This is a genomic window from Ornithinimicrobium cerasi (genome assembly GCF_003702705.1).
Classification (GTDB): domain Bacteria; phylum Actinomycetota; class Actinomycetes; order Actinomycetales; family Dermatophilaceae; genus Ornithinicoccus; species Ornithinicoccus cerasi.
In genome coordinates this window covers 161,417-184,403 of the sequence record NZ_QZMN01000004.1, presented here as the reverse complement: position 1 = coordinate 184,403, position 22,987 = coordinate 161,417, and the positions used below count along the sequence as shown (strand labels likewise).

Genomic DNA, 22,987 nt, shown 5'->3' with positions numbered 1-22,987 from the left:
TGTCCTATGGTCGGAGCATGATGCTGCAGGGTTCCCTCCTCGACCAGGTCAAGACGGTCGGGCTCCGCCCGCTGGACGGCGCCGTCCGACGCACCACCCTCGACCACGGCGCCTGGGTGGACGTGCGACCCGGTTGGGTCACCGGCTCGGCGGAGCTGTTCGGCCGGCTCTCCCCGGGCGGACCGGCCGGCGTCGAGTGGCGCGGGGAGGAGCGCACGATGTACGAGAGGCAGGTGACCACGCCGCGGCTGCTGCGCTTCTACCGTGAGCACGAGGCCCTGCCGGACCCGGTGCTGGAGAAGGCCCGGGCCGCGCTCGACGCGTACTACGGGAGCGAGCTCGGCGACCGCTTCGTCACCGCCGGGATGTGCCTCTACCGCGACGGCCGGGACAGCGTGGCCTGGCACGGGGACCGGACGGGCCGCAGCAGCCTGCGCGACACGATGGTCGCGATCGTCAGCCTCGGTGCACCCCGGGCCCTGCTGCTGCGACCGCGGGGCGGCGGCCCGAGCCTGCGGCACGTCCTCGGGCACGGCGACCTGCTGGTGATGGGGGGCAGCTGCCAGCGCACCTGGGACCACTGCGTGCCCAAGACCAGCCAGCCGGTGGGTCCGCGGATCAGCGTGCAGTTCCGCCCGCCGGGCGTGCGCTGACGCTCTCCCGTCGTCGCGCGTCGGCGTGCTGCCCGAGCAGGGCGCGCACCGAGGCCGCATCGGGGCAGTCCAGCGCGCGCTCGGCGATCTCACGGAACCCGGCCATCGAGCCGGCCCGGAGACGCTCCTTCACGAGCGGCACGGCGGCCGGCACGGCGCTGAGCTGGCTGACGCCCAGGCCGGCCAGCAGCCCCGCGAGACCGGGCTCGCCCGCCAGGGCGCCGCAGAGCCCCACGGGCATCCCGGCGGGGACACCCTCGCAGGTCGCCCGGACCAGCCGGAGCACCGCGGGCTCCAGCGGGTCCGACCAGGCGGCGAGGTCCCCGTTCCCGCGGTCGGCCGCGAGGGCGTACTGGCTGAGGTCGTTGCTGCCGATGGACACGAGGTCGAGCCCCTCCGTCAGGGCGCTCACGTTGAGCGCCGCGGCGGGGACCTCGATCATGATGCCCACCTCCAGGAGCGGCGGCAGACCGTCCCCACCGGCCCGCGTCGCGGCCTCCCGGAGCAGCGTCAGCGCGAGGTCGACGTCGGAACGGGTCGTCACCATGGGGAAGAGCACCTGCACCTCGGCGTGCGCCGCCACCCGGCAGATCGCCTCGAGCTGGTCGAGGAGGAGCCGGGGATCGTGCACGAACGCGCGCAGCCCCCGCGTGCCGAGGAAGGGGTTGGCCTCCACGACGGTGGGCATGAACGGCAGGGGCTTGTCACCGCCGACGTCCCAGGTGCGGATGGCGACCGGGTGGGGGGCGAGCGCGGCGGCGATCTCGCCGTAGACCTGCGCCTGCTCGTCGACCGACGGCGCCTGCAGGCAGTGACCGAAGACCGCCTCGGTCCGGACCAGACCCGCCCCCTGCGCGCCCATCTGGGCCGCCAGCCGGGCCATCGCCAGGGACGACACGTTGGCCCGCACCCGCAGCGGCACGCCGTCCGTGGTCACGACGGGCGTGGCCGACGTCTCCAGAGCCAGGTCGCGCTCCCGGCGACGGTGGTCCAGCAGCTCCTCGAACGCCGTCAGCACCTCCTCCCCGGGGTCGACCTCGACGGTGCGCGACCGGCCGTCGAAGGCGACCGTCGTGCCCGCCGGCACGTCCCGCAGCGCCTCCTCGCCGGTCAGCACCGGGACCCCCCGGGACACCGCGATGAGCACCCCGTGCCCCGTCTCGCCGCCGTGCCAGGTGATGACCCCGCGGACGGCCCGCGGGTCCAGGGAGATGGCCAGGCCGGGGTCGAGCTCCTCCACGACGAGGATCCCCTCGCCGAGCGACTCGGGCTCCGGGGCGCCGACGATCAGGCGGAGCACCCGCTCGCCCGCGGCCCGGACGTCGTGCGCGCGCTCGCGCTGGTAGGGGTCGGCGAGCTGGTCGAACCAGGCCGCCGTCGCCTCGACCGTCTCCGCCCAGGCGGTCGCGGCGGACTGCCCCTCGACGAGACGGCGGGACACGTCCCGGGCGAGCTCGGGGTCGCGCAGCAGGGTCGCGTGCGCCTCGAACACCTCGGCCGCCGGGTCGCCGAGCTGGCGCCTCGCCTGCTCGGCGAGCTGGTCCAGGCGCTCCCCCGCCTCGCGCAGCGCCTCGCGCCACCGGACCCGTTCCTCCGCCACGGACCCCGCGGGTATGCCGTGCCCGTCCAGCCGGGCGTCGAGCCGCAGCACCGGGCCCACGGCCGCGTCGAGCCCCGAGCCGGCGACCCCTCCTCCGGTCGTGTCGACCACGGCTGCCGCCTCGGCCACCGCGCCCGAGCGGGGCAGGTCGCCGAAGCCGTCCCGGGCCAGCTCGGTCAGCGACTCGAGGACCTCGCGCGCCCTGGGACCGGAGGCCTCCGCGAGGAGCAGGTGCCCCTGCCGCGCGTCCAGCGTCGCGACGCGGGACAGGCTCAGCGCGTCCACCGGGCCGCGCCCGGAGGTGAGGTTGCGCACCCGCACGATGGTCTGCGGTGCGACCTCGGCCGCGCAGGCCACGAGGCGCGCAGCCGGCCGGGCGTGCAGCCCGTGCGGCCCCCGCACCTCCAGCTCCACGGCGTCGACCCGGTGCGGGCTCGTGGTCGGTCCCGCCACGCTGGGCTCTTCCGGGCAGGGCCCTGCCCCGTCGTCGGGCAGGAGATGGGCCGTCTTGGGTCCCAGCCCGCCGGCCGCCTCGGCCGCCACCTCGCCCAGGTCGCGCCCGGAGCGCGCGGACACCACCGCGACCACGAGCCCCTCCAAGAGCGGTGCGGGGCTGAGCCGCACCCGCCCGGCGACCTCCGGGCCCAGGAGCTCGAGAGCCAGCTCCGCCGACAGGACGGCGCTCCCGAGGTCCATCAGCACGAGCACCCCCTCGTGGCCGGAGGCCTCGTCACCCCGCTGGATCGCGGCGGCCACCGCGGCGGCGTCCGTCCCCAGGGTGCCGTCGTCCAGCCCGGCCGCCACCTCGACCCGGGGCCCGTCCGGGCCCGGGGCCATCTGCGCCGCCAGCGCCACGGCCGCGTCCGCGAGGGCGCGGCTGTGCGACACCACGACGACGGAGATCATCGCGGGCCTCAGACCAACGTGCGTGCGGCGGCCTCGATGAGGAGGGTCGCGCTGCTCGCACCCGGGTCGATGTGCCCGGCGCTGCGCTCCCCGAGGTAGGAGGCACGCCCCTTGCGGGCGACGAGAGGCTCGGTGGCGTCGCGGCCCGCCGCCGCCGCGAGCGCGGCGGCCTCCAGGCAGGAGGCGAGGTCCTGCCCGTCGCGGGAGGCCTCGTCGAAGGCCTCGAGGGCCGGCGCGAGCGCGTCATACATCGTCTTGTCCCCCAGCTGCGCCTTGCCGCGGGCGACCACTCCCTCCACCCCGGCGCGCAGCGCCTGGCCGACCTGGTGGACGCCCACCTCGTCGGCGGCGGCCAGCGGACCGGCGAGGCGGAGGAAGAAGGTGCCGTACAACGGGCCCGACGCGCCGCCGACCGTGCTCACGAGCGTCATCCCGACCATCTTCAGGTAGGCGTCGATCCCGTTGTAGCCCGCCTCCGGGTCCAGGGCGGCGCAGGCCGCGAAGCCACGGGCCATGTTGGTGCCGTGGTCGCCGTCGCCGATCGCCCGGTCGAGGTCGGTCAGGTGCTCGGCCTGGTCGGTCAGGGTCGCCGAGGCGTCCGCCACCCAGGCGCGGAAGGATTCGAGGTCAGCCATGCTCACACCCCCCACCGTAGTCCCGGCGTGTTCACCGGTGCGTCATAGAGGCGCAGGAGCTCCTCGTCGGCCCTCAGCAGCGTGACCGAGCAGCCCGCCATCTCGAGCGAGGTGACGTAGTTGCCGACCAGGCTGCGCGCCACGCCGACGCCTGCGCCGGCCAGGAGCCGGTGCACCTCGTGCGCCATGACGTAGAGCTCCAGGAGCGGCGTCCCGCCGAGCCCGTTCACCAGAGCCAGCACGCTCTCGCCGCGGCGCAGGCCGAGGTCGGACCGCACGGCCGAGACGAGGCTGGCGGCGACCTCGCGCGCGGGCGCCACCGGGACAGTGGCCCGCCCCGCCTCCCCGTGGATGCCCACCCCCAGCTCCATCTCGTCCTCGCCCAGCTCGAAGGTGGGACGTCCGGCGGCGGGCACCGTGCAGGAGGTGAGCGCCATCGCCATGGACCGGCCCTGCCTGTTGACCCGTTCCGCCAGCGCGTGGCACCGGTCCAGGGGCCACCGCTCCTCGGCCGCGGCCCCGACGATCTTCTCGAGGAGGACCGTGACGCCGACGCCGCGTCGGCCGATGGTCCAGGTGCTGTCCTCCACGGCCACGTCGTCGTCGGTGACCACGTGCGCCAGCTCGACCGGAGGTCCGTCCACCCCGGCCGCCACGATCTCGGCGGCCATCTCGAAGTTGAGCAGGTCGCCGGTGTAGTTCTTGACGACGTGCAGGACGCCGGCACCACCGTCCGTCGCCCTCGTCGCCGCGACGACCTGGCCGGGCACCGGCGAGGTGAAGACCTCGCCGCAGCAGGCGGCGTCGAGCATCCCGAGGCCGACGTACCCGGCGTGCAGCGGCTCGTGGCCGGAACCGCCGCCGGAGACCACGGCGACCTTGCCGCGCACCGGCCCTCCGGCGCGGAGCACGAGCCGGTGCTCGAGGTCGACCCGCAGCCGGTCGGGGTGTGCCGCGGCCATGCCGGCCAGCGCCTCGGCCACCACGTCGGCCGGGTCGTTGAGCAGCTTCTTCATGGGCTCACTCTCGCACGCGGGCGGCCCTCGCCGGAGGGCCTGCGCACCCGCGCCGACGGGCTAGAAGCCGAGCCGGTCGAGCGCCTTGGGGTCCCGCTGCCAGTCCTTGGCGACCTTGACGTGCAGGTCGAGGTAGACCCGATGGCCGAGCAGCTTCTCGATGCCCTGCCGGGCGGTCGTCCCCACCTCGCGCAGACGGGACCCGCCGCGGCCGATGATGATGGCCTTCTGGCTGGGGCGCTCGACGTAGACGTTCACCCGGACGTCGCTGAGCGGGTCATGCTCGGAGCGGTCCTCACGCGCGACGATCTCCTCCACCTGCACGGCCAGGCTGTGCGGCAGCTCGTCCCGGACCCCCTCGAGGGCGGCCTCGCGGACGAGCTCGGCGATCATCACCACGGTCGACTCGTCGCTCACCTGGTCGGGCGGGTACAGCTGCGGCGAGACGGGGAGGTAGGAGGCCAGGAGGTCGGCGACCTCCTCCACCTGGTCCCCGCGGACGGCGGAGCAGGGGATGATCGCGTCCCAGTCCCCCAGTCCGTCGATGGCGACGAGGTGCTCGGCGAGCCGGTCCCGGCTGACGGCGTCCGACTTCGTCGCGATGGCGACGACCGGGACCCGTCGCACCCGGTGGAGCTCGTCGAGGTCCTTGGCGATGTAGGCGTCGCCGGGTCCCACGCGCTGGTCGGACGGCAGGCAGAACCCGATCACGTCGACCGACAGCAGGGTCTCGCGCACGACGTGGTTGAGCCGCTGTCCCAGGAGGGACCGGGGCCGGTGCAGGCCGGGGGTGTCGACGAGCACGAGCTGCGCGCTGTCGGTGGTCCGGATCCCCCGGATCGCGTGCCTCGTGGTCTGCGGCTTGGAGGAGGTGATGGCCACCTTCTCCCCGACCAGGGCGTTGGTCAGCGTGGACTTGCCGGCGTTGGGCCGCCCGACCAGGCAGGCGAACCCGCTCCGGTATGCCGTCTCCTGGCTGTCAGCGGGCACGCAGCTCCTCCTCGGTGGGCTGGGGCTCCGGGACGGCGTTCGCGCCCCGGTCGTCGTCGTCGGTCGCCTCGGTGGACGAACCGGCCGTGAGGCGCCGGACGAGGACCGTGGCCACCCGTCGGCGGCGCCCGGCCATCCGCTCGGCGGTGAGTTCCAGGTCGCCCACGCGGCCGACGGATCCGAGGATCGGCACCCGCCCGACGGCGGTGGCGAGCAACCCTCCCACCGAGTCCACGTCCTCGGTCTCGATCTCGACGTCGAACATCTCGGCCAGGTCGTCGACCGGGAGGTTGGCCGGCACCCGGACCAGCTCCGTGCCGTCCTCGGTCTCCACCGTCTCGACGTCGGCCTGCTCGCGGTCGTACTCGTCGGTGATCTCGCCGACGATCTCTTCCACGACGTCCTCGATGGTGACCAGCCCGGCGGTGCCGCCGTACTCGTCGATGACGACCGAGACGTGCTGCCGGGCCTGCTGCATCTCGCGCAGCAGCTCGTCGACCCTCTTCATCTCCGGCACCCTCTGCACGGGTCGCATCACCTCGGTCACCGGGACCGTGTGCGCGGCGTCGGCGTGGGCGTTGACGTGCCGGGCGACGTCCTTGAAGTAGAGCATCCCGAGCACGTCGTCGGTGTCCTCCCCGATGACGGGGACCCGGGAGAAACCGGAGCGCAGGAACAGGGACATCGCCTGGCGCAGGACCTTCTCGGACTTGATGGTGACGAGGTCCGGGCGCGGCACCATGACCTCACGGGCCACCGTGTCGCCGAGCTCGAAGATGGAGTGGATCATCTCCCGCTCCTCGTCCTCGATGACGGCGGAGTCGCCCGCGAGGTCGACCAGCTCCCGCAGCTCGGACTCGGAGGCGAAGGGCCCCTCCGCGTAGCCCCGGCCGGGCGTGACCGCGTTGGCGGTGACCACGAGGAGCTTGGCCACGGGGCCGAGGAAGAGGCGCAGGAAGCGCACGACCGGGGCGGCCAGGAGCGCGACGCCGTCCACGTGCTGACGCCCCAGGGTCCGGGGCGAGACGCCCACGACCCCGAAGGAGACCACGGCCATGATCGCGGTCGCGATCAGCGCGGTCCGCCAGTGCGAGTCGGCCACGGTGTCGACCGCGACCGTGACCAGGACGGCCGTGGCGGCCTCGGCGGTGACCCGCACGAACGTCGCGACCGCGAGGTAGGGGGAGGCGTCCGCGGTGATGCGCACCAGCGCCCTCGACCCGCGGCGCCCGTCCTCGTGCAGCTGCGCCGCGCGGTGCCGGCCCACGCGCTGCAGCGCCGTCTCCCCCGCGGCGAGCAGGAAGGCCACGACGGTCGTCAGGACCGCGAGCAGGACGAGCACGGTCATGACCGACCGGCCTCGGGCGCCGCGGTGGTCGTCCGGCCGCGCTCGGCGAGGAAGGTGAGGAGCAGGGTTCGCTGCAGGTCGAACATCTCCCGCTCCTCGGCAGGCTCGGCGTGGTCGAAGCCGAGCAGGTGCAGGATCCCGTGGGTGGTCAGCAGGAGGAGCTCGTCGCCGACGGCGTGACCGGCGGCCGCGGCCTGGGCGCGCGCCACCGACGGGCACAGGACGACGTCGCCGAGGGTGCCGGGCTCGGGCTCCTGGCCCTCGCGACCGGGTCGCAGCTCGTCCATGGGGAAGCTCATCACGTCGGTGGGTCCCGGCAGGTCCATCCACCGCTCGTGCAGCGCCGCCATCGCCGGCTCGTCGACGAGGGTGATCGTCAGCTCGGCGAGGGGGTGCACCCGCAGCTGCTCGAGCACGTGACGGCCGAGGTCGACCAGCTCCCGCTCGGGCACGGGCGAGGGGACCTCGCCGGACTCGTTGAGGACCTCGACGCCCATCAGCCGTCCGCCCCGGGCCCCGGGTCCTCGACGGGGCGTACGGGCCGGGTGCGGCGCGGCTGCGTCGGGCGCCGGCCGTCGCCCTCCCGGCGTCGCTGGCGCTCGTCGTAGCGGCCGTAGGCGTCGACGATGTCCCCGATGAGGCGGTGCCTCACCACGTCCTGGCTGGTCAGGGTCGCGAAGTGGATGTCGTCCACGCCGACGAGGATGTCCTGCACCACCTTGAGCCCGGACTGGACCCCGCCGGGGAGGTCGACCTGGGTGGTGTCACCGGTGACCACCATCTTGGAGCCGAAGCCCAGCCGGGTCAGGAACATCTTCATCTGCTCGGGCGAGGTGTTCTGGGCCTCGTCCAGGATGATGAAGGCGTCGTTCAAGGTCCTTCCGCGCATATATGCCAGGGGGGCCACCTCGATGGTGCCGGCGGCCATGAGCTTGGCCATCGACTCCGGGTCGACCATGTCGTGCAGCGCGTCGTAGAGCGGCCGCAGGTAGGGGTCGATCTTGTCGTTGAGGGTCCCGGGCAGGAAGCCGAGCCGCTCCCCCGCCTCCACCGCCGGGCGGGTCAGGATGATCCGGTTGACCTGCTTGGCCTGCAGCGCCGCCACCGCCTTGGCCATCGCCAGGTAGGTCTTGCCGGTGCCGGCGGGGCCCAGCCCGAAGATGATGGTGTGCGCGTCGATCGCGTCCACGTAGTGCTTCTGGTTGAGCGTCTTGGGCCGGATCGTGCGTCCTCGGCTGCTGACGATGTTCATCGTCAGCACGTCCGCGGGGCGCTGGGTGGTGGACGAGCGCAGCATCCCGATCGAGCGCTCGACCGCGTCGCGGTTCAGCGGCTGCCCGGCTGCGGAGACCGCGAGCAGCTCGTCGACCAGCCGCTCCACGAGCGCCATCTCCCCCGTGTCACCGGTGAGCCGGAACTCGTTGCCGCGCACGTGGACGACGACGTCGGGGAAGGCTCGCTCGATCGTGCGCAGGAGCTCGTCGCGGGGGCCGAGGAGGCTCACCATCGGCACGTCGTCGGGGACGACCACGGTGTGGGTCGGGGTCGGGCGCTGGCGGGGGGCGTCTGTCATGAGGTTCCCCAGTCTAGGCGTCGGGTCCGACACCGACGGCCCGACGAAGCCCCTGCCCCCGCGGCTGCGGCGTGCGGGCCCGCGCCGCGGAGAGCACGGACAGCGCCCCGACGCCGACAGCGACCGCCATCGTGCCGACGAACGCGGTGTGCGGCTGGGTGGCGTAGTAGAGCCCGAACACCACCCCGGCCACGGCCAGTCCCACGGCGCTGCTCAGCGCCTCGCCGACGGCCAGCGCCGAGGAGTTGCGGCCGATCTCGGCCTCGGGCGAGAGCCGCATCGTCAGCAGCGTCGTCGTCGGGTAGGCCAGGCCCACGCCGAACGTGGACAGCCCGTAGAGCGCGATGACGAGCCACCCCGGCCCGCCCACCCACACGGTCAGCCCCATCAGCGACATGAGCACGGTGAAGATCAGCACGCCGAGCAGCATCACCCGATAGCGGTCCGCCGTGGCCGGCAGCCGTCCCTGCACCCACGACCCGGAGGCCCAGGCCACGCTCGCCGCGGCGAGGACGGCACCGGCCTGCGCCGGGGAGTAGCCGTGCTCGTCGCGCAGCATCAGCGGGAGATAGGCCTCGGCCGCGACGAAGCTGCCGCCCAGCGCGGCCCGCACGCCGACGACCGACGGCAGGCCGCGGCGCAGCAGCAGGGTGCCGGAGGGGAGCAGCCGCAGCCCGGCCATGACGAGGAGCACGACGGCGACTCCCCCGACGGCCCACTCCACGCCCTCGATGCGCTCGCCCGCGAGGTTGAGCACGCCGACGCTGAGCGCCGCGGCCACCGCCCAGGCGATCGTCGCGGGGCGCAGGTAGGGCGCCTCCGCACCGGCCCCCGTCGCCCGCAGCGCGCGGCGGAAGAGCAGCAGCGACAGCAGGACGAAGGGGGCCACCCCGAGGAAGACCCAGCGCCAGGAGAGGTGCTCCACGACGAGGCCCGTCAGCAGCGGCCCGGCCAGCCCCGGCACCACCCAGGCCGCGGCCAGGAGCGAGAACACCGAGGGCCGCAGGTGGTCCGGGATGCGCTGGGCGATGACGACGTAGACGGCGACGATCGACAGCCCGCTGCCCAGGCCCTGCAGGGCCCGGCCCAGGACGAGCACCTCCATGGTCGGGGCGAGCCCGGCGACGACGAGCCCGGCGGCGAACAGGAACGAGCCGGCCACCACGACCGGCCGCGGGCCACCCCGGTCCGACCACCACCCGCCCACGACCATCCCGACGACGCTCGCGGCGACGGTGGCGCCGAAGGCGAGGTTGTAGAGGGCGTAGCCGTCCAGGGCCGTGGCCACCGTCGGCATGGCGGCCGTGACGGCGATGTACTCGAGGGCGAACAGCGCGATGAGACCCGCCGCGCCGACGGAGGCGCTGCGCAGCCCGGGCGCGAAGATCGAGGTGGGTGCGGCCACGACCTCGTCCGTGTCGGGCCGGGCGCTCACCGCCATCCCCGCAGGGTATGCAGCGCGGCCAGGGCCGCAGGGCCCGCCGTGGAGGTGCGCAGCACGGTGCTGCCGAGCCGGACGGGCCGCGCCCCCGCCGAGGTCAGCGCGGTCAGCTCGTCACCGCTGATGCCACCCTCCGGGCCCACGACGAGCACCACCTCCCCGGCGGCGGGCAGAGAGGCGCCCTCCAGCCGGTCCTCGGCGGCCTCGTGGAGCACGAGCGCGAGGTCCGCCGCGCCGACCCGTGCAAGTAGGTCCGCGCGGTGCGCCAGGGGTGCCACGGCGGGCACCCGGACGCGTCGGGACTGCTTCGCGGCGACGGCGACGGTCTGCTCCCACCGGCGGTGCGCCCGGTCCGCGCGCTCGGCACGCCAGCGCACGATGGAGCGGTCGGCCTGCCAGGGCACGACCTCGTCGACGTCCAGCTCGGTCGCCGCCTCGACCGCCATCAGGTCGCGCTCGCCCTTGGCCAGCGCCTGGACGAGGACCAGCCGCACCGCCGGCTCCGGCTCCTCCGCCAGCTCCTCCACCCGGAGGTCGAGGCTGCCGCGACCGGCCTGCTCGACCGTGCACACGGCATACCTCCCCCGCGTGTCGGACAGGATCACCCGCTCGCCCGGGGCCAGCCGCTGCACGTCGGCGGCGTGCCGCCCCTCGGGGCCGTCGAGGTGCACCTGCGCGGTGCCGTCGGGCAGCGTCCCCGGCGCGACGAGGAAGAGCGGTGACGTCACCGTCTCACCGGCCGCGCAGGGCGTCCCAGAGCTTGCCCTTGCGGGCGTGCCCGCCCGCGGTCATCCGGCCCTCGGGCCGGGTCTCGCCGCGGTCCTGCGCCAACCGGGTCAGCAGCTCGCGCTGCTCCTCGGTGAGCCGGGTGGGGACGCGGACGTCGAGGTGCACGACGAGGTCGCCGCGTCCCTGGCTGCGCAGGTGCGTGACGCCCAGGCCCGCCAGCCGCACGGTCTCGCCCGGCTGGGTGCCCTCGGGGACGTCGACCTCCTGCTCACCGTCCAGCGTGGTCAGCGGGATCGTCGCGCCGAGCGCCGCGGCCGTCATCGGCACCTCGACCGAGCAGTGCAGGTCGTCGCCGCGCCGGTGGAAGGTCTCGTCCGCGGCGACCGCGATCTCGACGTAGAGGTCCCCGGGCTCACCACCGAACGGCCCGACCTCGCTCTCGCCGCCGAGCTGGATGCGGGTGCCGGTGTCGACGCCGCCGGGGACCTTGAGGGTGAGGTCGCGGCGGGTGCGCACCCGACCCTCGCCGGAGCAGTCGAAACAGGGGTGCTCGATGACGTCGCCGTAGCCACGGCACGCCTGGCAGGGGCGTGAGGTCATCACCTGGCCGAGGAAGGAGCGCTGCACCTGCTGGACCTCCCCGCGTCCGCTGCAGACGGCGCAGGTGCGGGTGCCGCTGCCCGGCTGCGCACCGGCGCCGGAGCACGTCGTGCACCGGATCGCGGTGTCCAGGGTGAGGGTCTCCTCGCCGCCGAACACGGCGGTCCGCAGGTCCACGTCGAGGCGGACGAGCGCGTCGTGGCCGCGCTGCACCCGCGAGCGGGGGCCACGGGCCCCGGCGGCGGTGCCGCCGAAGAACGCGTCCATGATGTCGCTGAAGGAGAAGCCCTGGCCGAAGCCGCCGGAGGCGCCGCCGTAGGGGTCCTGGCCGCGGTCGTACGCGGCCCGCTTGGCCTCGTCGGAGAGCACGTCGTAGGCCTGCGAGACCCGCTTGAACTCGGTCTCCGCGTCGGCCCCGGGGTTCACGTCGGGATGGAGCGTGCGCGCCTTCTTGCGGTACGCGCGCTTGATGTCCTCGATCGAGGCGTCGCGGGAGACGCCGAGGTCGGTGTAGTAGTCGTTCACGAGTTCAGGACGTCCTTGGGTCGTGGGGGCTGGTGGGTCAACGAAGGAGATCGGGCGGGTATGCCGCGCGGCGGCCTGTGACCTCGCTCACCCGTCGAGGATCTCGGCCACGTAGTGGGCGACGGCCCGCACCGCGGCCATCGCCTGCGGGTAGTCCATGCGGGTCGGCCCGACCACGCCCAGCCCGCCGGACACGCCGTATCGCGTCGCGACGACGGAGGTGGTCCGCAGCGGGGCGTAGGGGTTCTCGTGGCCGATGGACACGGCGACCCGGTCCTCGTCGGCCAGCGCGGACATGCTGCCCATGAGGCGCAGCAGCACGACGTGCTCCTCGAGCGCGTCCAGCACCGAGGAGAGCGAGGTCGGGAAGTCGCTGCCGACGCGGGCGAGGTTGGCGGTCCCCGCCAGCACGACCCGCTCCTCGGTGTCCTCCGCGGCCACGTCGGCGAGGGCCTGGGCCACCGCCTCGGCGACGACCCGGTCCTCCTCCACGACGGCGTCCAGCACGTCGGCGAGCCGGGTCGGCACCGCCGTCAGCGGGTGGCTCACGGCGGCCGCGTTGATGCGGGCCCTCAGGTCGCCGACCGCGCCCTCGTCGTGCGAGAGGTCCCGGCCGACGTCGACGACCCGCTGCTCGACGCGCCCGGTGTTGGCGATGAGCACGACCATGAGACGGGTGCCACCGACCGGCACGAGCTCGACGTGCCGCACGGTGGAGCGGGTGAGGCTGGGGTACTGCACGACGGCGACCTGCTGGGTGAGGCTGGAGAGCAGCCGGGTCGTCCTGCCCACGACGTCGTCGAGGTCGACGGCACCGTGCAGGAAGCGCTCGATGGCGGTCCGCTCGGCGCGGGTCAGCGGTTTCACGGCGGAGAGCCGGTCCACGAAGAGGCGGTAGCCCGCGTCGGTCGGCACCCGGCCGGCGCTGGTGTGCGGGGCGGTGATCAGTCCCTCCTCCTCGAGCACGGCCATGTCGTTGCGGACGGTGGCGGCCGAGACCCCGAGCTGGTGGCGGTCGAGGAGGGCCTTGGAGCCCACGGGCTCGGAGGTGCGCACGTAGTCCTGGACGATGGCGCGCAGCACCTCGAGACGTCGTTCCTCGCTCATCGGTCCCTCCTCACGCACGTCGGCCGGCCGGGGCGGCGGTCCGGCGGACGACCGCTGGCACTCCCTCAGCCTGAGTGCCAATTCTAGCCGCTCCGCCGCCCCGGGACGGCGCCCCTACGATGGCGCCATGAGCCAGACGCGCACCGAGACCGACAGCATGGGCCAGGTGGAGGTCCCCTCCGACCGCTACTGGGGCGCCCAGACGCAGCGCAGCATCCACAACTTCCCGATCGGCCGCGACACCTTCGTGTGGGGGCGCCCCGTCATCAAGGCGCTCGGCATCCTGAAGAAGGGGGCCGCGCAGGCCAACGCCGAGCTGGGCGAGCTCCCGCAGGACGTGGCCGACCTGGTCGTGCGCGCCGCGGACGAGGTCATCGCCGGCGACCTCGACGACCACTTCCCGCTCGTGGTCTTCCAGACCGGCTCGGGCACCCAGAGCAACATGAACTCCAACGAGGTCATCTCCAACCGCGGCATCGAGCTGGCCGGGGGCGAGCTGGGGAGCAAGACGCCCGTGCACCCGAACGACCACGTCAACCGCGGCCAGAGCAGCAACGACACCTTCCCCACGGCGATGCACATCGCGGTGCTGCTGGAGCTGCGGGACCGCCTCGAGGGCGGGGTCGGCGTGCTCCGGGAGACCCTCGCGGCCAAGGCGGAGGAGTATGCCGACGTCGTGAAGGTCGGGCGCACCCACCTGCAGGACGCCACCCCGATCACGCTGGGTCAGGAGATCGGCGGCTGGGTCGCGCAGATCGACTACGCGATGGCGGAGGTCCGTCACGCCGGCGAGGGGCTGCGGGAGCTCGCGATCGGTGGGACCGCGGTGGGGACCGGCCTCAACGCCCACCCCCGCTTCGGGGAGCTCGCCGCCGCCCGGATGGGCGAGGAGGCGGGCCTGGAGCTGCGCTCGGCGGACAACAAGTTCGCCGCCCTGTCGGCGCACGACGCGCTCGTGCAGACCTCGGCCGCGCTGCGCACGCTCGCCGGGGCCCTGATGAAGATGGCCAACGACGTGCGGTGGCTGGCCTCCGGCCCCCGCAACGGCATCGGCGAGCTGGTCATCCCCGAGAACGAGCCGGGGTCCAGCATCATGCCCGGCAAGGTCAACCCCACCCAGTCCGAGGCCCTGACCATGGTCGCGACCCGGGTCTTCGGCAACGACGCCACCGTCGCCTTCGCCGGCACCCAGGGCAACTTCCAGCTCAACGTCTACAAGCCGGTGATGGTCCACGCGGTGCTGGAGAGCATCCGGCTGATCGCCGACGCCTGCCAGGCCTTCAACGACGGGTGCGCCGTGGGGCTGGAGCCGAACACGGCCCGTATCGAGGCCAACCTGGCGAGCAACCTCATGCAGGTCACCGCCCTCAACCCGCACATCGGCTACGACAGGGCCGCCGCGATCGCCAAGAAGGCGCACAAGGAGGGCCTCACCCTGCGGGAGGCAGCCGTCGCCAGCGGCGCGCTGACCCCCGAGCAGTTCGACGAGTGGGTCGTCCCCGCCGACATGACGCGGCCCCGCCAGGTCGACTGAATCCCGCGGGGCGCGCCGGCCCGCGAAGCCAGTCGGTGGGCGAGAGCCGGTCGCGCTGGCTGCTGCACCTCCTGGGCTTCGGTCAGGCTGTGCCGCAGTTCGAGGTAAGGGACGGCGCGACCCTCTACGGTGTCGTCGATCTCACGTTGGCGGACCACGATGTGATCGTGGAGTTCGACGCCACGACGAAGTACACGGGCCCGGCCGACCTGCTCGCCGAGAAGCGCAGGGAGGATCAGATCCGGGACCTTGGGTAGGAGGTGGTACGGCTGACCTGGTCCGACCTCGCCCACCCGCGGCTGGTCAGGCAGAAGATCCTCGCGGCCATCGCCCGGGCGCAGGCCAGGTCCCGTGTGGGATGAGGGTGCAGCGGAATCCACCGGTGAGGCCGCCGTCGGGGATGCATGCAGGGGATCTCGCTGCACGGTGCGTGAGGTGCAGCGGAATCCACCGGGGCTGGCATCGTCGACGTTGCTCGACGTGGATTCATCTGCGTGCCCTCAGAGCCAGGGGCAGCGCTCGACGACGAGGCCGTTCCGGCCCGTCACGGGGGAGGATCGCGCGGCCGCCCCGCGAGCCTCACCCGTCCCAGCCGCCCCGCGGCATACCCTCGACGACCGTGGGTGACAGGTATGGGACAGACGTGCTGGACGGCGACTGGCGGGCGCCCCGGCGCGGGCGGGCGACGGACGTCGAGGCGGTGCCCGGCACCGTCGTCGAGGACGTCGGGACCGGCTGGGTCGGCGCCGTGGTGCGCGTGGAGAAGGCCGGGGGCATGCACGTGGTCCACCTCGAGGACCGCCGCGGCAGGGTCAGGGGGTTCCCCCTCGGTCCCGGGTTCCACCTCGACGGGCGACCGGTGAACCTCACCGTACCCACGGCGGAGCGGCGCGCGCAGGTGCAGGCCGCGCAGCAGGCCGCGGCGAGGACGGCGAGCGGTTCCGTGCGGGTCGCGGGGCAGCCGGCACGGGTCGCGAGCGGATCCCGGATCTGGGTCGAGGGCAAGCACGACGCGGAGCTCGTGGAGAAGGTGTGGGGGGACGACCTGCGCGTCGAGGGGGTCGTGGTCGAGATGCTGGACGGCGTGGACGACGTGAGCGAGCTCATCCGCGGGTTCGGGCCGACCCCGCAGCGGCGGCTCGGCATCCTCGTGGACCACCTGGTCCCGGGGACCAAGGAGACGCGCATCGTCGACGAGGCGCGTCGGGTGAGCCCGCACGTGCGGATCCTGGGTCACCCGTACGTGGACGTCTGGCAGTCGGTGAAGCCGGCGCGCCTCGGGGTCGAGGCGTGGCCGGTCATCGAGCGGGGTCGCTCCTGGAAGCACGGTGTGCTGCAGGAGCTGGGGTGGCCGCACCGCACCCAGACCGACGTGGCCCTGGGATGGAAGAAGATCCTGGCCTCCGTGCGTTCCTACAGTGACCTGGAACCCACGCTGCTCGCCAGCGTCGAAGAGCTGATCGACTTCGTCACCGTTCCATGACCAGCAGGAGGGACCCACCATGACCCAGCCCGGCCACGACGACCGGCCCTACGACAGCACCGACCCGCAGCGTCCGGGGGCCGTACCCCCGCCCCCCGGCCCCCTGCAGGGCGGCTACCAGGGCGCCTCCCCCCAGGGCGCCCCCGGCCAGGGATGGCCCGCCGGCGGCTACCAGCCCGGTGGCCCGCAGGGCTCCGGCGCCGGAGGTGCTGGTGGGGAGGAGCGCACGATGATGCTGATCGCGCACCTGTCCGCACCGGTGTCCTTCCTCGTCTCCGGGGCGTGGCTGCCCTTCCTCGGCCCGCTGCTCGTGTGGCTGTTCTACAAGGACCGCAGCCCGGCGGTGCGCACCGCGGCGGCCGGCGCCTTCAACTTCAACATCATGATGACGATCGCCTCGGTGGTGACCTGGATCAGCGTGATCATCACCCTCGGCATCGGCCTCATCTGGGCCATCCCGATCTGGATCGTGCTCTTCGTCGTGCAGCTCTGGATGCACATCAAGGGCGCGATGAAGGCCAGCAACGGCGAGGTCTACACCTACCCCTGGCAGATCCGCATCCTCAGCTGAGATCCCATCACGACCCTGACGGCCCGGTGAGTCAAGCGCGACACGCCTGGCCGTCGCAGTTTTTCTGCCAGGCCTCTTGCGCGGGGCCCGGCACAGGAGTAGAACGGTCGGTACGCCTCCCTCGTGGAGACGGGTCGCAAGACTTGTCGAGGATTCGATGAACCGCCCATGACGTCCGCGCCGTGGATCCGGGAACCGCCCGTTGATGCCGGGTTCGAGCCTCCGGCACCTGTGCGGCCGTCCAGCGGCATCACGACTGGTCGTGTGGCCCGACCCGCGAACTCATACTTCGCGGGACGGGCCACACCTCTGTCCGGGACGCGTCAGCGCCTGCCGGCTCATACCCGGCAGGCACTCAGCCCGTTCTACCGCGCCGGGACGTCGGGACGCGTCAGCACCGTGGCGTGTCGTCCGACTGCGGACCGGGCGGGCGTCGTGGCCCGCGCGGCGGCCGCTCAGGCCGCGAGGAGGCGGTGGACGACCGTGTCCGCCAGCAGCCGTCCGCGCAGGGTGAGCACGACCCGTCCCCGGACCGCCTGCGTGCCGTCGACCAGCCCCTCCGCGATCAGCCCGGCCACGGCCCGGCGCCCCGGACCGGTCAGGACGTCCAGGGCCAGGCCCTCCGCCAGCCGGGACCCCAGGAGCACGAGCTCGTCGTGCCGCTGACCGTCGTCGAGGCTCTCCCGCGCGTGCGCCGGGCTCGCACCCCCGGCCAGCCGGTCGGCGTAGGCCCGCGGGTGCCGGACGTTCCACCAGCGCACGCCACCGACGTGGCTGTGCGCCCCGGGGCCGATCCCCCACCAGTCCCCGCCGCGCCAGTAGGCCAGGTTGTGGCGGCACGCGGCGCCGGGGTCCCGGGCCCAGTTGGAGATCTCGTACCACGCGTAGCCGAGGCTCGCGAGCACCTCGTCGGCGAGCTCGTACTTGTCCGCCTCGTCGTCGTCCTGCGGCGCCGGCAGCTCCCCCCGCCGCACCTGCGCGGCCATCCGGGTGCCCTCCTCGACGACGAGGGCGTAGGCGGAGACGTGGTCCGGCGCCAGCTCCGCGACCGCGTCGAGGCTTCGGCGCCAGTCCGGCAGCGACTCCCCGGGCGTGCCGTAGATGAGGTCGAGGCTCACCTGCAGCCCGGCCGCGCGCAGCGCACCCACGGCCTGCGCCACGTTCGCGGGGTCGTGGGTGCGGTCGAGGGTGCGCAGGACGTGCGGGACCGCCGACTGCATCCCCAGACTCACCCGCGTGAAGCCCTGCGCCGCGAGGGACTCCGCCACCTGCGGGGTGATCGTGTCGGGGTTGGCCTCGGTCGTCACCTCCGCGTCCGGCCGCAGTCCCCACTGCCCGCGTATGCCGTCGAGCAGCTCCCCCAGCACCTCGGGCGGGAGCATGGTCGGGGTCCCGCCCCCGAAGAACACGGTGCCGGCCGCCGGGGGCGCCCCCTCCGAGAGCACCCCGCCGGCGAGCCGCAGCTCGGCCTGCGCCGCCTCGAAGAAGGCGCCCATGAGACCGGGCACCGCGCCGACCGCCGGTGCTCCCTCCCCCAGCTCGGGCAGGGTGTAGGTGTTGAAGTCGCAGTAGCCGCACCGCACCCGGCAGAAAGGCACGTGCACGTACACCGAGAAGGTGCGTGACGGCATACCGGAGAGCGCGGACGCGGGGAGCGAGCCGTCGGCCGGGGCGGGGTCTCCGGGAGGGAACGCGGACGGCATACCGCCAGTCTCCCACCCCGCGCCGCAGTCCCATCTCGTCCGCCGGCCGTCTCCACCGGCGCGATACTGTCGACCGCGTGCAGCAGCGCCTCCGCGAATACATCGACCACCTCCGGACCGAGGGGTACACGGTCCGGGACGACCAGGGGTCCGACCCCGACCTCATCACGCCCGAGGGGCGGGCGGTCGACACCTGGCGCGAGGACTACCCCTACGCCGAGCGGATGACCCGGGACTACTACGAGGTCGAGAAGTGGCTGCTGCAGGTGGAGCTGCTGAAGTTCCAGTACTGGGCCAAGGACAACGGGACGCGCCACCTCATGGTCTTCGAGGGGCGCGACGCCGCCGGCAAGGGTGGCTCGATCAAGCGGTTCACCGAACACCTCAACCCCCGGGGCGCGCGGGTGGTGGCGCTGAACCGCCCCACCGAGGTCGAGGCCGGGCAGTGGTACTTCCAGCGCTACGTCCAGCACCTGCCCACCTCCGGGGAGATCGTGCTCCTGGACCGCAGCTGGTACAACCGGGCCGGGGTGGAGCGCGTCATGGGGTTCTGCTCCGACGCGGAGTACGAGCTGTTCATGGAGCAGGCTCCGCTGTTCGAGAAGATGCTCGTCGACGACGGCGTCTCGATCACCAAGTTCTGGTTCTCGGTCACGCAGACCGAGCAGCGGACGAGGTTCGCCATCCGCCAGCTCGACCCGGTGCGGCAGTGGAAGCTCTCGCCGATGGACCTGGAGTCGCTGGACCGCTGGGAGGACTACGGGGCGGCCAAGGAGGAGATGTTCCGCCGCACGGACAGCGACTGGGCGCCGTGGACCACGATCAAGAGCAACGACAAGAAGCGGGCGCGGATCAACGCGATGCGTCACTTCCTCAGCCGGTTCGAGTACGACGGCAAGGACCACGACGTCGTCCTGCGCCCCGACCCGCGCCTGGTCAAGCGCGCGCGGGACACGGTCGGCGACTGAGGCTCGGCGACCGGACGGCACGGCCACGCACCCCGGGACGGGCGTCCTGCCTATGCCCGCACGTAGGCCAGGTCGTGGATCGCGCGCCCGGCCTCCACGCCGCGCCGCTCGAAACGCGTCACCGGGCGCAGCGGGGCGCGGTCCGCGGAGGCCAGCCGCAGCCCGGGGTGCGGGTCGAGCAGGCCCCGCATGGCGAGCGCGTAGTCCTCCGCGTCGGTGGCCAGCCGCCACACCCCGTCGGGGGCGAGCAGCCGCAGCACGGTGTCGGCGAAGCCCGCGGTCACGATCCGCCGCTTGTGGTGCCGCGCCTTGGGCCACGGGTCGGGGAAGAACGTCCAGACCTCGTGCACCGACCCCGGGGGGAGCATGGTGCGCAGCGCCAGGGACGCGTCGGCCTCGACCACGCGCACGTTCGCGGGCAGCTGCCCGTCACCGGCCTGCGACAGCTTGGCCAGGGCGTGCCCGATGCCCGGGCGCCACACCTCGAACGCCAGGAAGTCCCAGTCCGGCCGGGCGGCCGCACCCGCCACCAGCGCGTCGCCCGAGCCGGAGCCCACCTCCACGACGAGTGGCGCGCGGCGACCGAAGACGGCTCCCACGTCGAGGCGGTATGCCGTGTCCACCACCGTGGACCTGTCCCCGTGCACGCGGGGCACCTCGAGGAGGACGTCGTCGGCGTGGCGGTCCCAGGCGCGCTGGTGCGTGCGCGGCATCCGCCCGCCGCGACGGGTGAAGGACCGGGTCCGCGCCTGGGGGCGGGGGCCGACGAGGGGGTTGCCGAGCGCGTGGTGGCCGGCCGTCACTTCTTCGTCTTCTCGCCCGCCGACCCGTCCTGGGAGAGCGCGGCGATGAAGGCCTCCTGGGGCACCTCGACGGAGCCGACCATCTTCATCCGCTTCTTGCCCTCCTTCTGCTTCTCCAGCAGCTTGCGCTTGCGGCTGATGTCGCCGCCGTAGCACTTGGCCAGGACGTCCTTGCGGATCGCGCGGATCGTCTCGCGGGCGATCACCCGGGCGCCGATGGCCGCCTGGACCGGCACCTCGAACTGCTGCCGCGGGATGAGCTCCTTGAGCTTGGTCGCCATCTGCACGCCGTAGGCGTAGGCCTTGTCCCGGTGCACGATCGAGCTGAACGCGTCGACGGTGTCCCCCTGCAGGAGGATGTCGACCTTGACGAGGTCGGCCTCCTGCTCGCCGTCGGGCTCGTAGTCGAAGGAGGCGTAGCCGCGCGTGCGCGACTTGAGCGCGTCGAAGAAGTCGAAGACGATCTCGGCCAGCGGCAGCGTGTAGCGCATCTCCACCCGCTCGGGCGAGAGGTAGTCCATCCCGCGCAGCGTGCCGCGCCGGCTCTGGCACAGCTCCATGATCGTCCCGATGAACTCGCTCGGCGCCAGGATCGTGCCCCGGACCACCGGCTCGGTGATGGAGGCGACCCGTCCGGTGGGGAACTCGCTGGGGTTGGTCACCTCGGCCGTGGAGCCGTCGTCGAGGCGGACCTGGTACTCGACGTTGGGCAGGGTCGAGATGAGGTCGAGGTTGAACTCCCGCTCCAGCCGCTCGCGGACGATCTCCAGGTGGAGCATGCCCAGGAAGCCGACCCGGAAGCCGAACCCGAGCGCCGCGGACGTCTCGGGCTCGTAGACGAGCGCCGCGTCGTTGAGCTTGAGCCGGTCGAGGGCGTCGCGCAGGATGGGGTAGTCGGAGCCGTCGAGGGGGTACAGGCCCGAGAACACCATGGGCCGGGGGTCCTTGTAGCCACCCAGCGCGGTGGAGGCCATCCGGTGGGCCCCGGTCACGGTGTCGCCCACCTTGGACTGGCGCACGTCCTTGACCCCCGTGATGAGGTAGCCCACCTCGCCGACGCCCAGGCCGGGTGCCGGCACCGGCTCCGGGCTGCTGACGCCGATCTCCAGCAGCTCGTGCGTCGCCTTCGTCGACATCATCGCGATCTTCTCCCGGGGGGACAGGGAGCCGTCGATGACGCGGACGTAGGTGATGACGCCGCGGTAGGTGTCGTAGACGGAGTCGAAGATCATCGCGCGCGCCGGGGCGTCGGCGTCGCCGACGGGAGGCGGGACCACCTCCACGATGCGGTCGAGCAGGGCGGGCACGCCCTCCCCGGTCTTGCCCGAGACGCGCAGGACGTCCGCGGTGTCGCACCCGATGAGCCCGGCGATCTCCTCGGCGTACTTCTCCGGCTGGGCCGAGGGCAGGTCGATCTTGTTCAGCACCGGGATGATCGCGAGGTCGTTCTCCATCGCCAGGTAGAGGTTCGCGAGCGTCTGCGCCTCGATCCCCTGCGCCGCGTCGACGAGCAGGACCGCGCCCTCGCAGGCCGCCAGCGACCGGCTCACCTCGTAGGTGAAGTCGACGTGCCCCGGCGTGTCGATCATGTTCAGGACATACGTCCTCAGACCGCCAGGCGCTCCCTCCGGTCGCACGCCCCCGTGTTCCGGGCGAGCAGGCTCCTTCGTCGCGCTCGCCCAGGGCATCCGCACCGCCTGCGACTTGATGGTGATGCCGCGCTCGCGCTCGATGTCCATCCGGTCGAGGTACTGGGCGCGCATCTGCCGGTCCTCGACGATCCCGGTCACGCCGAGCATGCGGTCGGCGAGCGTGGACTTGCCGTGGTCGATGTGGGCGATGATGCAGAAGTTGCGCAGGAGATGCGGCGGCGTGGAGGCCGGCGGGGGCACCGAGTCAGGACGGGCGAGCGGAGACAGGGCGAGCACCTCGGGTCGGGTCTGTACGAGCAGGACGGAGAACCTCCCCAGTGTCCCACGGTCGGCGGACGCCACCGGCATCCGGACGCAGGACCGCCCACCACTCCCGGGAGCACGCGAGGGGTGGGCGGTCCACGCAGGGTTGCGCGTCACGGGCGTGATCAGCCCTGCGGCATGAGCACCTCGTCGATGAGGTAGACGGTGGCGTTGGCGGTCTGGACGCCGCCGCAGATGACGGTCGCGCCGTTGACGGTGAGCTCGTCGCCCGAGCCGGCGACCTCGACGGTGCCGCCCTGGACGGTGGTCTGCTCGCCGACGACCTGCTCGGGGGTGAGCTGGCCGGGGACCACGTGGTAGGTCAGGATCGAGCTCAGCAGGTCCGCGTCCTCCTCCAGGGTGCCCATCGTCTCCGCGTCGATCTGCGCGAAGGCGTCGTCGACCGGGGCGAACACGGTGAACTCGTCACCGTTGAGGGTGTCGACGAGGTCGACGTCCGGGTTGACCTGACCGGAGACCGCGGCGACCAGGGTGGTCAGCAGCGGGTTGTTGCTCGCGGCCACGGCGACCGGGTCCTGCGCCATCCCGGCCACCGATCCGGCACCGTCCGGCACGGCCTCGGCGTAGTCGGCGCACCCGGCCCCGACCAGGTTGGCGGCCGGGTCACCCATGGCGTCCTCGGTGGCCGTGTCCATGTCGTCCATGTCCTCGGACGTCCCCTCGGCGGCCTCCGCCTCGGAGGTCTCGGCCGCCGTGGTGGGCTCGGCCGCCACCTCCTCCGCCTCGCCGCCGCAGGCGGTCAGGGCGAGCACGGAGGTCATCGACAGAGCGAGCAGTGTGCGGGAGATACGCATGATGTGGTCCTTTTCTCGGTGGTGTGTGGTGG

Annotated in this window: 21 protein-coding genes; 6 read left to right on the top strand and 15 right to left on the bottom strand. The window is 73.2% G+C overall.

The genetic code is table 11. From position 1 onward, the window contains the following. Positions 1–17: 17 nt before the first annotated feature. Positions 18–653 (top strand): alpha-ketoglutarate-dependent dioxygenase AlkB, encoded by a 636-nt coding sequence (locus tag D4B81_RS06200; protein ID WP_122261581.1) that lies wholly within the window; start codon positions 18–20, stop codon positions 651–653. Here the strand turns inward: D4B81_RS06200 and ptsP are convergent. The 11 genes from ptsP to hrcA form a co-directional block, all read right to left on the bottom strand. Continuing rightward, entirely contained in the window at positions 619–3,159 is a 2,541-nt protein-coding gene (gene ptsP / locus D4B81_RS06195) for a phosphoenolpyruvate--protein phosphotransferase (protein WP_122261580.1), read from the bottom strand. The two genes, D4B81_RS06200 and ptsP, sit on opposite strands and share 35 nt — an antisense overlap. 8 nt (positions 3,160–3,167) lie before the next feature. Then, complete coding sequence (gene dhaL / locus D4B81_RS06190) at positions 3,168–3,794, bottom strand: dihydroxyacetone kinase subunit DhaL (protein WP_097187738.1); 627 nt, start codon at positions 3,792–3,794, stop codon at positions 3,168–3,170. Positions 3,795–3,796: 2 nt separating this feature from the next. After that, positions 3,797–4,810, bottom strand: a complete 1,014-nt coding sequence (dhaK, locus tag D4B81_RS06185) for a dihydroxyacetone kinase subunit DhaK (RefSeq protein ID WP_122261579.1) — start codon at positions 4,808–4,810, stop codon at positions 3,797–3,799. A 60-nt stretch (positions 4,811–4,870) separates the two neighbouring features. Next, on the bottom strand, positions 4,871–5,800 hold the full coding sequence (gene era, locus D4B81_RS06180; RefSeq protein WP_097187740.1) for a GTPase Era: 930 nt from the start codon (positions 5,798–5,800) through the stop codon (positions 4,871–4,873). Continuing rightward, entirely contained in the window at positions 5,790–7,148 is a 1,359-nt protein-coding gene (locus D4B81_RS06175) for a hemolysin family protein (protein ID WP_097187741.1), read from the bottom strand. The genes era and D4B81_RS06175 overlap by 11 nt, the downstream gene beginning before the upstream one ends. Continuing rightward, positions 7,145–7,645 carry an rRNA maturation RNase YbeY gene (gene ybeY, locus D4B81_RS06170; RefSeq protein WP_122261578.1) on the bottom strand — a complete coding sequence of 167 codons (501 nt, stop codon included), beginning with the start codon at positions 7,643–7,645 and terminating at the stop codon, positions 7,145–7,147. Before ybeY ends, D4B81_RS06175 begins: the two co-directional genes overlap by 4 nt. Then, the gene (locus D4B81_RS06165) at positions 7,645–8,721 is read right to left on the bottom strand and encodes a PhoH family protein (protein ID WP_122261577.1); all 1,077 of its coding nucleotides are present in this window, start codon (positions 8,719–8,721) and stop codon (positions 7,645–7,647) included. Before D4B81_RS06165 ends, ybeY begins: the two co-directional genes overlap by 1 nt. 13 nt (positions 8,722–8,734) lie before the next feature. Beyond that, positions 8,735–10,162 carry an MFS transporter gene (locus D4B81_RS06160; protein ID WP_122261576.1) on the bottom strand — a complete coding sequence of 476 codons (1,428 nt, stop codon included), beginning with the start codon at positions 10,160–10,162 and terminating at the stop codon, positions 8,735–8,737. Beyond that, positions 10,153–10,890 (bottom strand): 16S rRNA (uracil(1498)-N(3))-methyltransferase, encoded by a 738-nt coding sequence (locus D4B81_RS06155; RefSeq protein ID WP_122261575.1) that lies wholly within the window; start codon positions 10,888–10,890, stop codon positions 10,153–10,155. The genes D4B81_RS06160 and D4B81_RS06155 overlap by 10 nt, the downstream gene beginning before the upstream one ends. A 4-nt stretch (positions 10,891–10,894) precedes the next feature. Further along, positions 10,895–12,016 (bottom strand): molecular chaperone DnaJ, encoded by a 1,122-nt coding sequence (gene dnaJ / locus D4B81_RS06150; protein WP_122261574.1) that lies wholly within the window; start codon positions 12,014–12,016, stop codon positions 10,895–10,897. A gap of 87 nt (positions 12,017–12,103) precedes the next feature. Beyond that, a complete protein-coding gene (hrcA, locus tag D4B81_RS06145) occupies positions 12,104–13,123 on the bottom strand; it encodes a heat-inducible transcriptional repressor HrcA (RefSeq protein ID WP_122261573.1) in 1,020 nt (339 codons plus the stop codon). 127 nt (positions 13,124–13,250) lie between these two features. Here hrcA and fumC point away from each other — a divergent pair, with 127 nt between their 5' ends. The 4 genes from fumC (at position 13,251) to D4B81_RS18740 (ending at position 16,711) form a co-directional block, all read left to right on the top strand. Continuing rightward, positions 13,251–14,657: a class II fumarate hydratase gene (gene fumC, locus D4B81_RS06140; RefSeq protein ID WP_097187748.1), complete on the top strand. Its 1,407-nt coding sequence runs from the start codon at positions 13,251–13,253 to the stop codon at positions 14,655–14,657. Positions 14,658–14,746: 89 nt separating this feature from the next. Beyond that, positions 14,747–14,914, top strand: a complete 168-nt coding sequence (locus tag D4B81_RS06135; RefSeq protein WP_161965009.1) for a hypothetical protein — start codon at positions 14,747–14,749, stop codon at positions 14,912–14,914. 362 nt (positions 14,915–15,276) lie between these two features. Beyond that, a complete protein-coding gene (locus D4B81_RS06130) occupies positions 15,277–16,140 on the top strand; it encodes a DUF3097 family protein (protein ID WP_202613596.1) in 864 nt (287 codons plus the stop codon). A 19-nt stretch (positions 16,141–16,159) separates the two neighbouring features. Then, positions 16,160–16,711, top strand: coding sequence for a DUF4870 domain-containing protein (locus D4B81_RS18740; protein ID WP_237565850.1), 552 nt, complete (start codon positions 16,160–16,162; stop codon positions 16,709–16,711). Positions 16,712–17,166: 455 nt separating this feature from the next. Here D4B81_RS18740 and hemW read toward each other — a convergent pair whose 3' ends face one another. Next, positions 17,167–18,414, bottom strand: a complete 1,248-nt coding sequence (gene hemW, locus D4B81_RS06120) for a radical SAM family heme chaperone HemW (protein WP_122261570.1) — start codon at positions 18,412–18,414, stop codon at positions 17,167–17,169. Positions 18,415–18,491: 77 nt separating this feature from the next. Between hemW and ppk2 the strand changes: the two genes are divergently transcribed. Beyond that, on the top strand, positions 18,492–19,382 hold the full coding sequence (ppk2, locus tag D4B81_RS06115) for a polyphosphate kinase 2 (RefSeq protein ID WP_097187751.1): 891 nt from the start codon (positions 18,492–18,494) through the stop codon (positions 19,380–19,382). Between the two features lie 50 nt (positions 19,383–19,432). Here the strand turns inward: ppk2 and trmB are convergent, their stop codons facing one another. From trmB to D4B81_RS06100, 3 genes are all read right to left on the bottom strand, one after another. Next, positions 19,433–20,185, bottom strand: coding sequence for a tRNA (guanosine(46)-N7)-methyltransferase TrmB (gene trmB / locus D4B81_RS06110; protein WP_237565849.1), 753 nt, complete (start codon positions 20,183–20,185; stop codon positions 19,433–19,435). Beyond that, positions 20,182–22,077 carry a translation elongation factor 4 gene (lepA, locus tag D4B81_RS06105; protein ID WP_237565848.1) on the bottom strand — a complete coding sequence of 632 codons (1,896 nt, stop codon included), beginning with the start codon at positions 22,075–22,077 and terminating at the stop codon, positions 20,182–20,184. The genes trmB and lepA overlap by 4 nt, the downstream gene beginning before the upstream one ends. Positions 22,078–22,265: 188 nt before the next feature. Further along, complete coding sequence (locus D4B81_RS06100) at positions 22,266–22,955, bottom strand: fasciclin domain-containing protein (protein ID WP_122261568.1); 690 nt, start codon at positions 22,953–22,955, stop codon at positions 22,266–22,268. Between the last annotated feature and the right edge of the window lie 32 nt (positions 22,956–22,987).

Bases quoted from the DNA above. Each gene is read 5' to 3' on its own strand.
- D4B81_RS06200 (WP_122261581.1), top strand. From the start codon at position 18: ATGATGCTGCAGGGTTCCCTCCTCGACCAGGTCAAGACGGTCGGGCTC.
- ptsP (WP_122261580.1), bottom strand. From the start codon at position 3,159: ATGATCTCCGTCGTCGTGGTGTCGCACAGCCGCGCCCTCGCGGACGCG.
- dhaL (WP_097187738.1), bottom strand. From the start codon at position 3,794: ATGGCTGACCTCGAATCCTTCCGCGCCTGGGTGGCGGACGCCTCGGCG.
- dhaK (WP_122261579.1), bottom strand. From the start codon at position 4,810: ATGAAGAAGCTGCTCAACGACCCGGCCGACGTGGTGGCCGAGGCGCTG.
- D4B81_RS06175 (WP_097187741.1), bottom strand. From the start codon at position 7,148: ATGACCGTGCTCGTCCTGCTCGCGGTCCTGACGACCGTCGTGGCCTTC.
- ybeY (WP_122261578.1), bottom strand. From the start codon at position 7,645: ATGGGCGTCGAGGTCCTCAACGAGTCCGGCGAGGTCCCCTCGCCCGTG.
- D4B81_RS06165 (WP_122261577.1), bottom strand. From the start codon at position 8,721: ATGACAGACGCCCCCCGCCAGCGCCCGACCCCGACCCACACCGTGGTC.
- D4B81_RS06160 (WP_122261576.1), bottom strand. From the start codon at position 10,162: ATGGCGGTGAGCGCCCGGCCCGACACGGACGAGGTCGTGGCCGCACCC.
- hrcA (WP_122261573.1), bottom strand. From the start codon at position 13,123: ATGAGCGAGGAACGACGTCTCGAGGTGCTGCGCGCCATCGTCCAGGAC.
- fumC (WP_097187748.1), top strand. From the start codon at position 13,251: ATGAGCCAGACGCGCACCGAGACCGACAGCATGGGCCAGGTGGAGGTC.
- D4B81_RS18740 (WP_237565850.1), top strand. From the start codon at position 16,160: ATGACCCAGCCCGGCCACGACGACCGGCCCTACGACAGCACCGACCCG.
- hemW (WP_122261570.1), bottom strand. From the start codon at position 18,414: ATGCCGTCCGCGTTCCCTCCCGGAGACCCCGCCCCGGCCGACGGCTCG.
- D4B81_RS06100 (WP_122261568.1), bottom strand. From the start codon at position 22,955: ATGCGTATCTCCCGCACACTGCTCGCTCTGTCGATGACCTCCGTGCTC.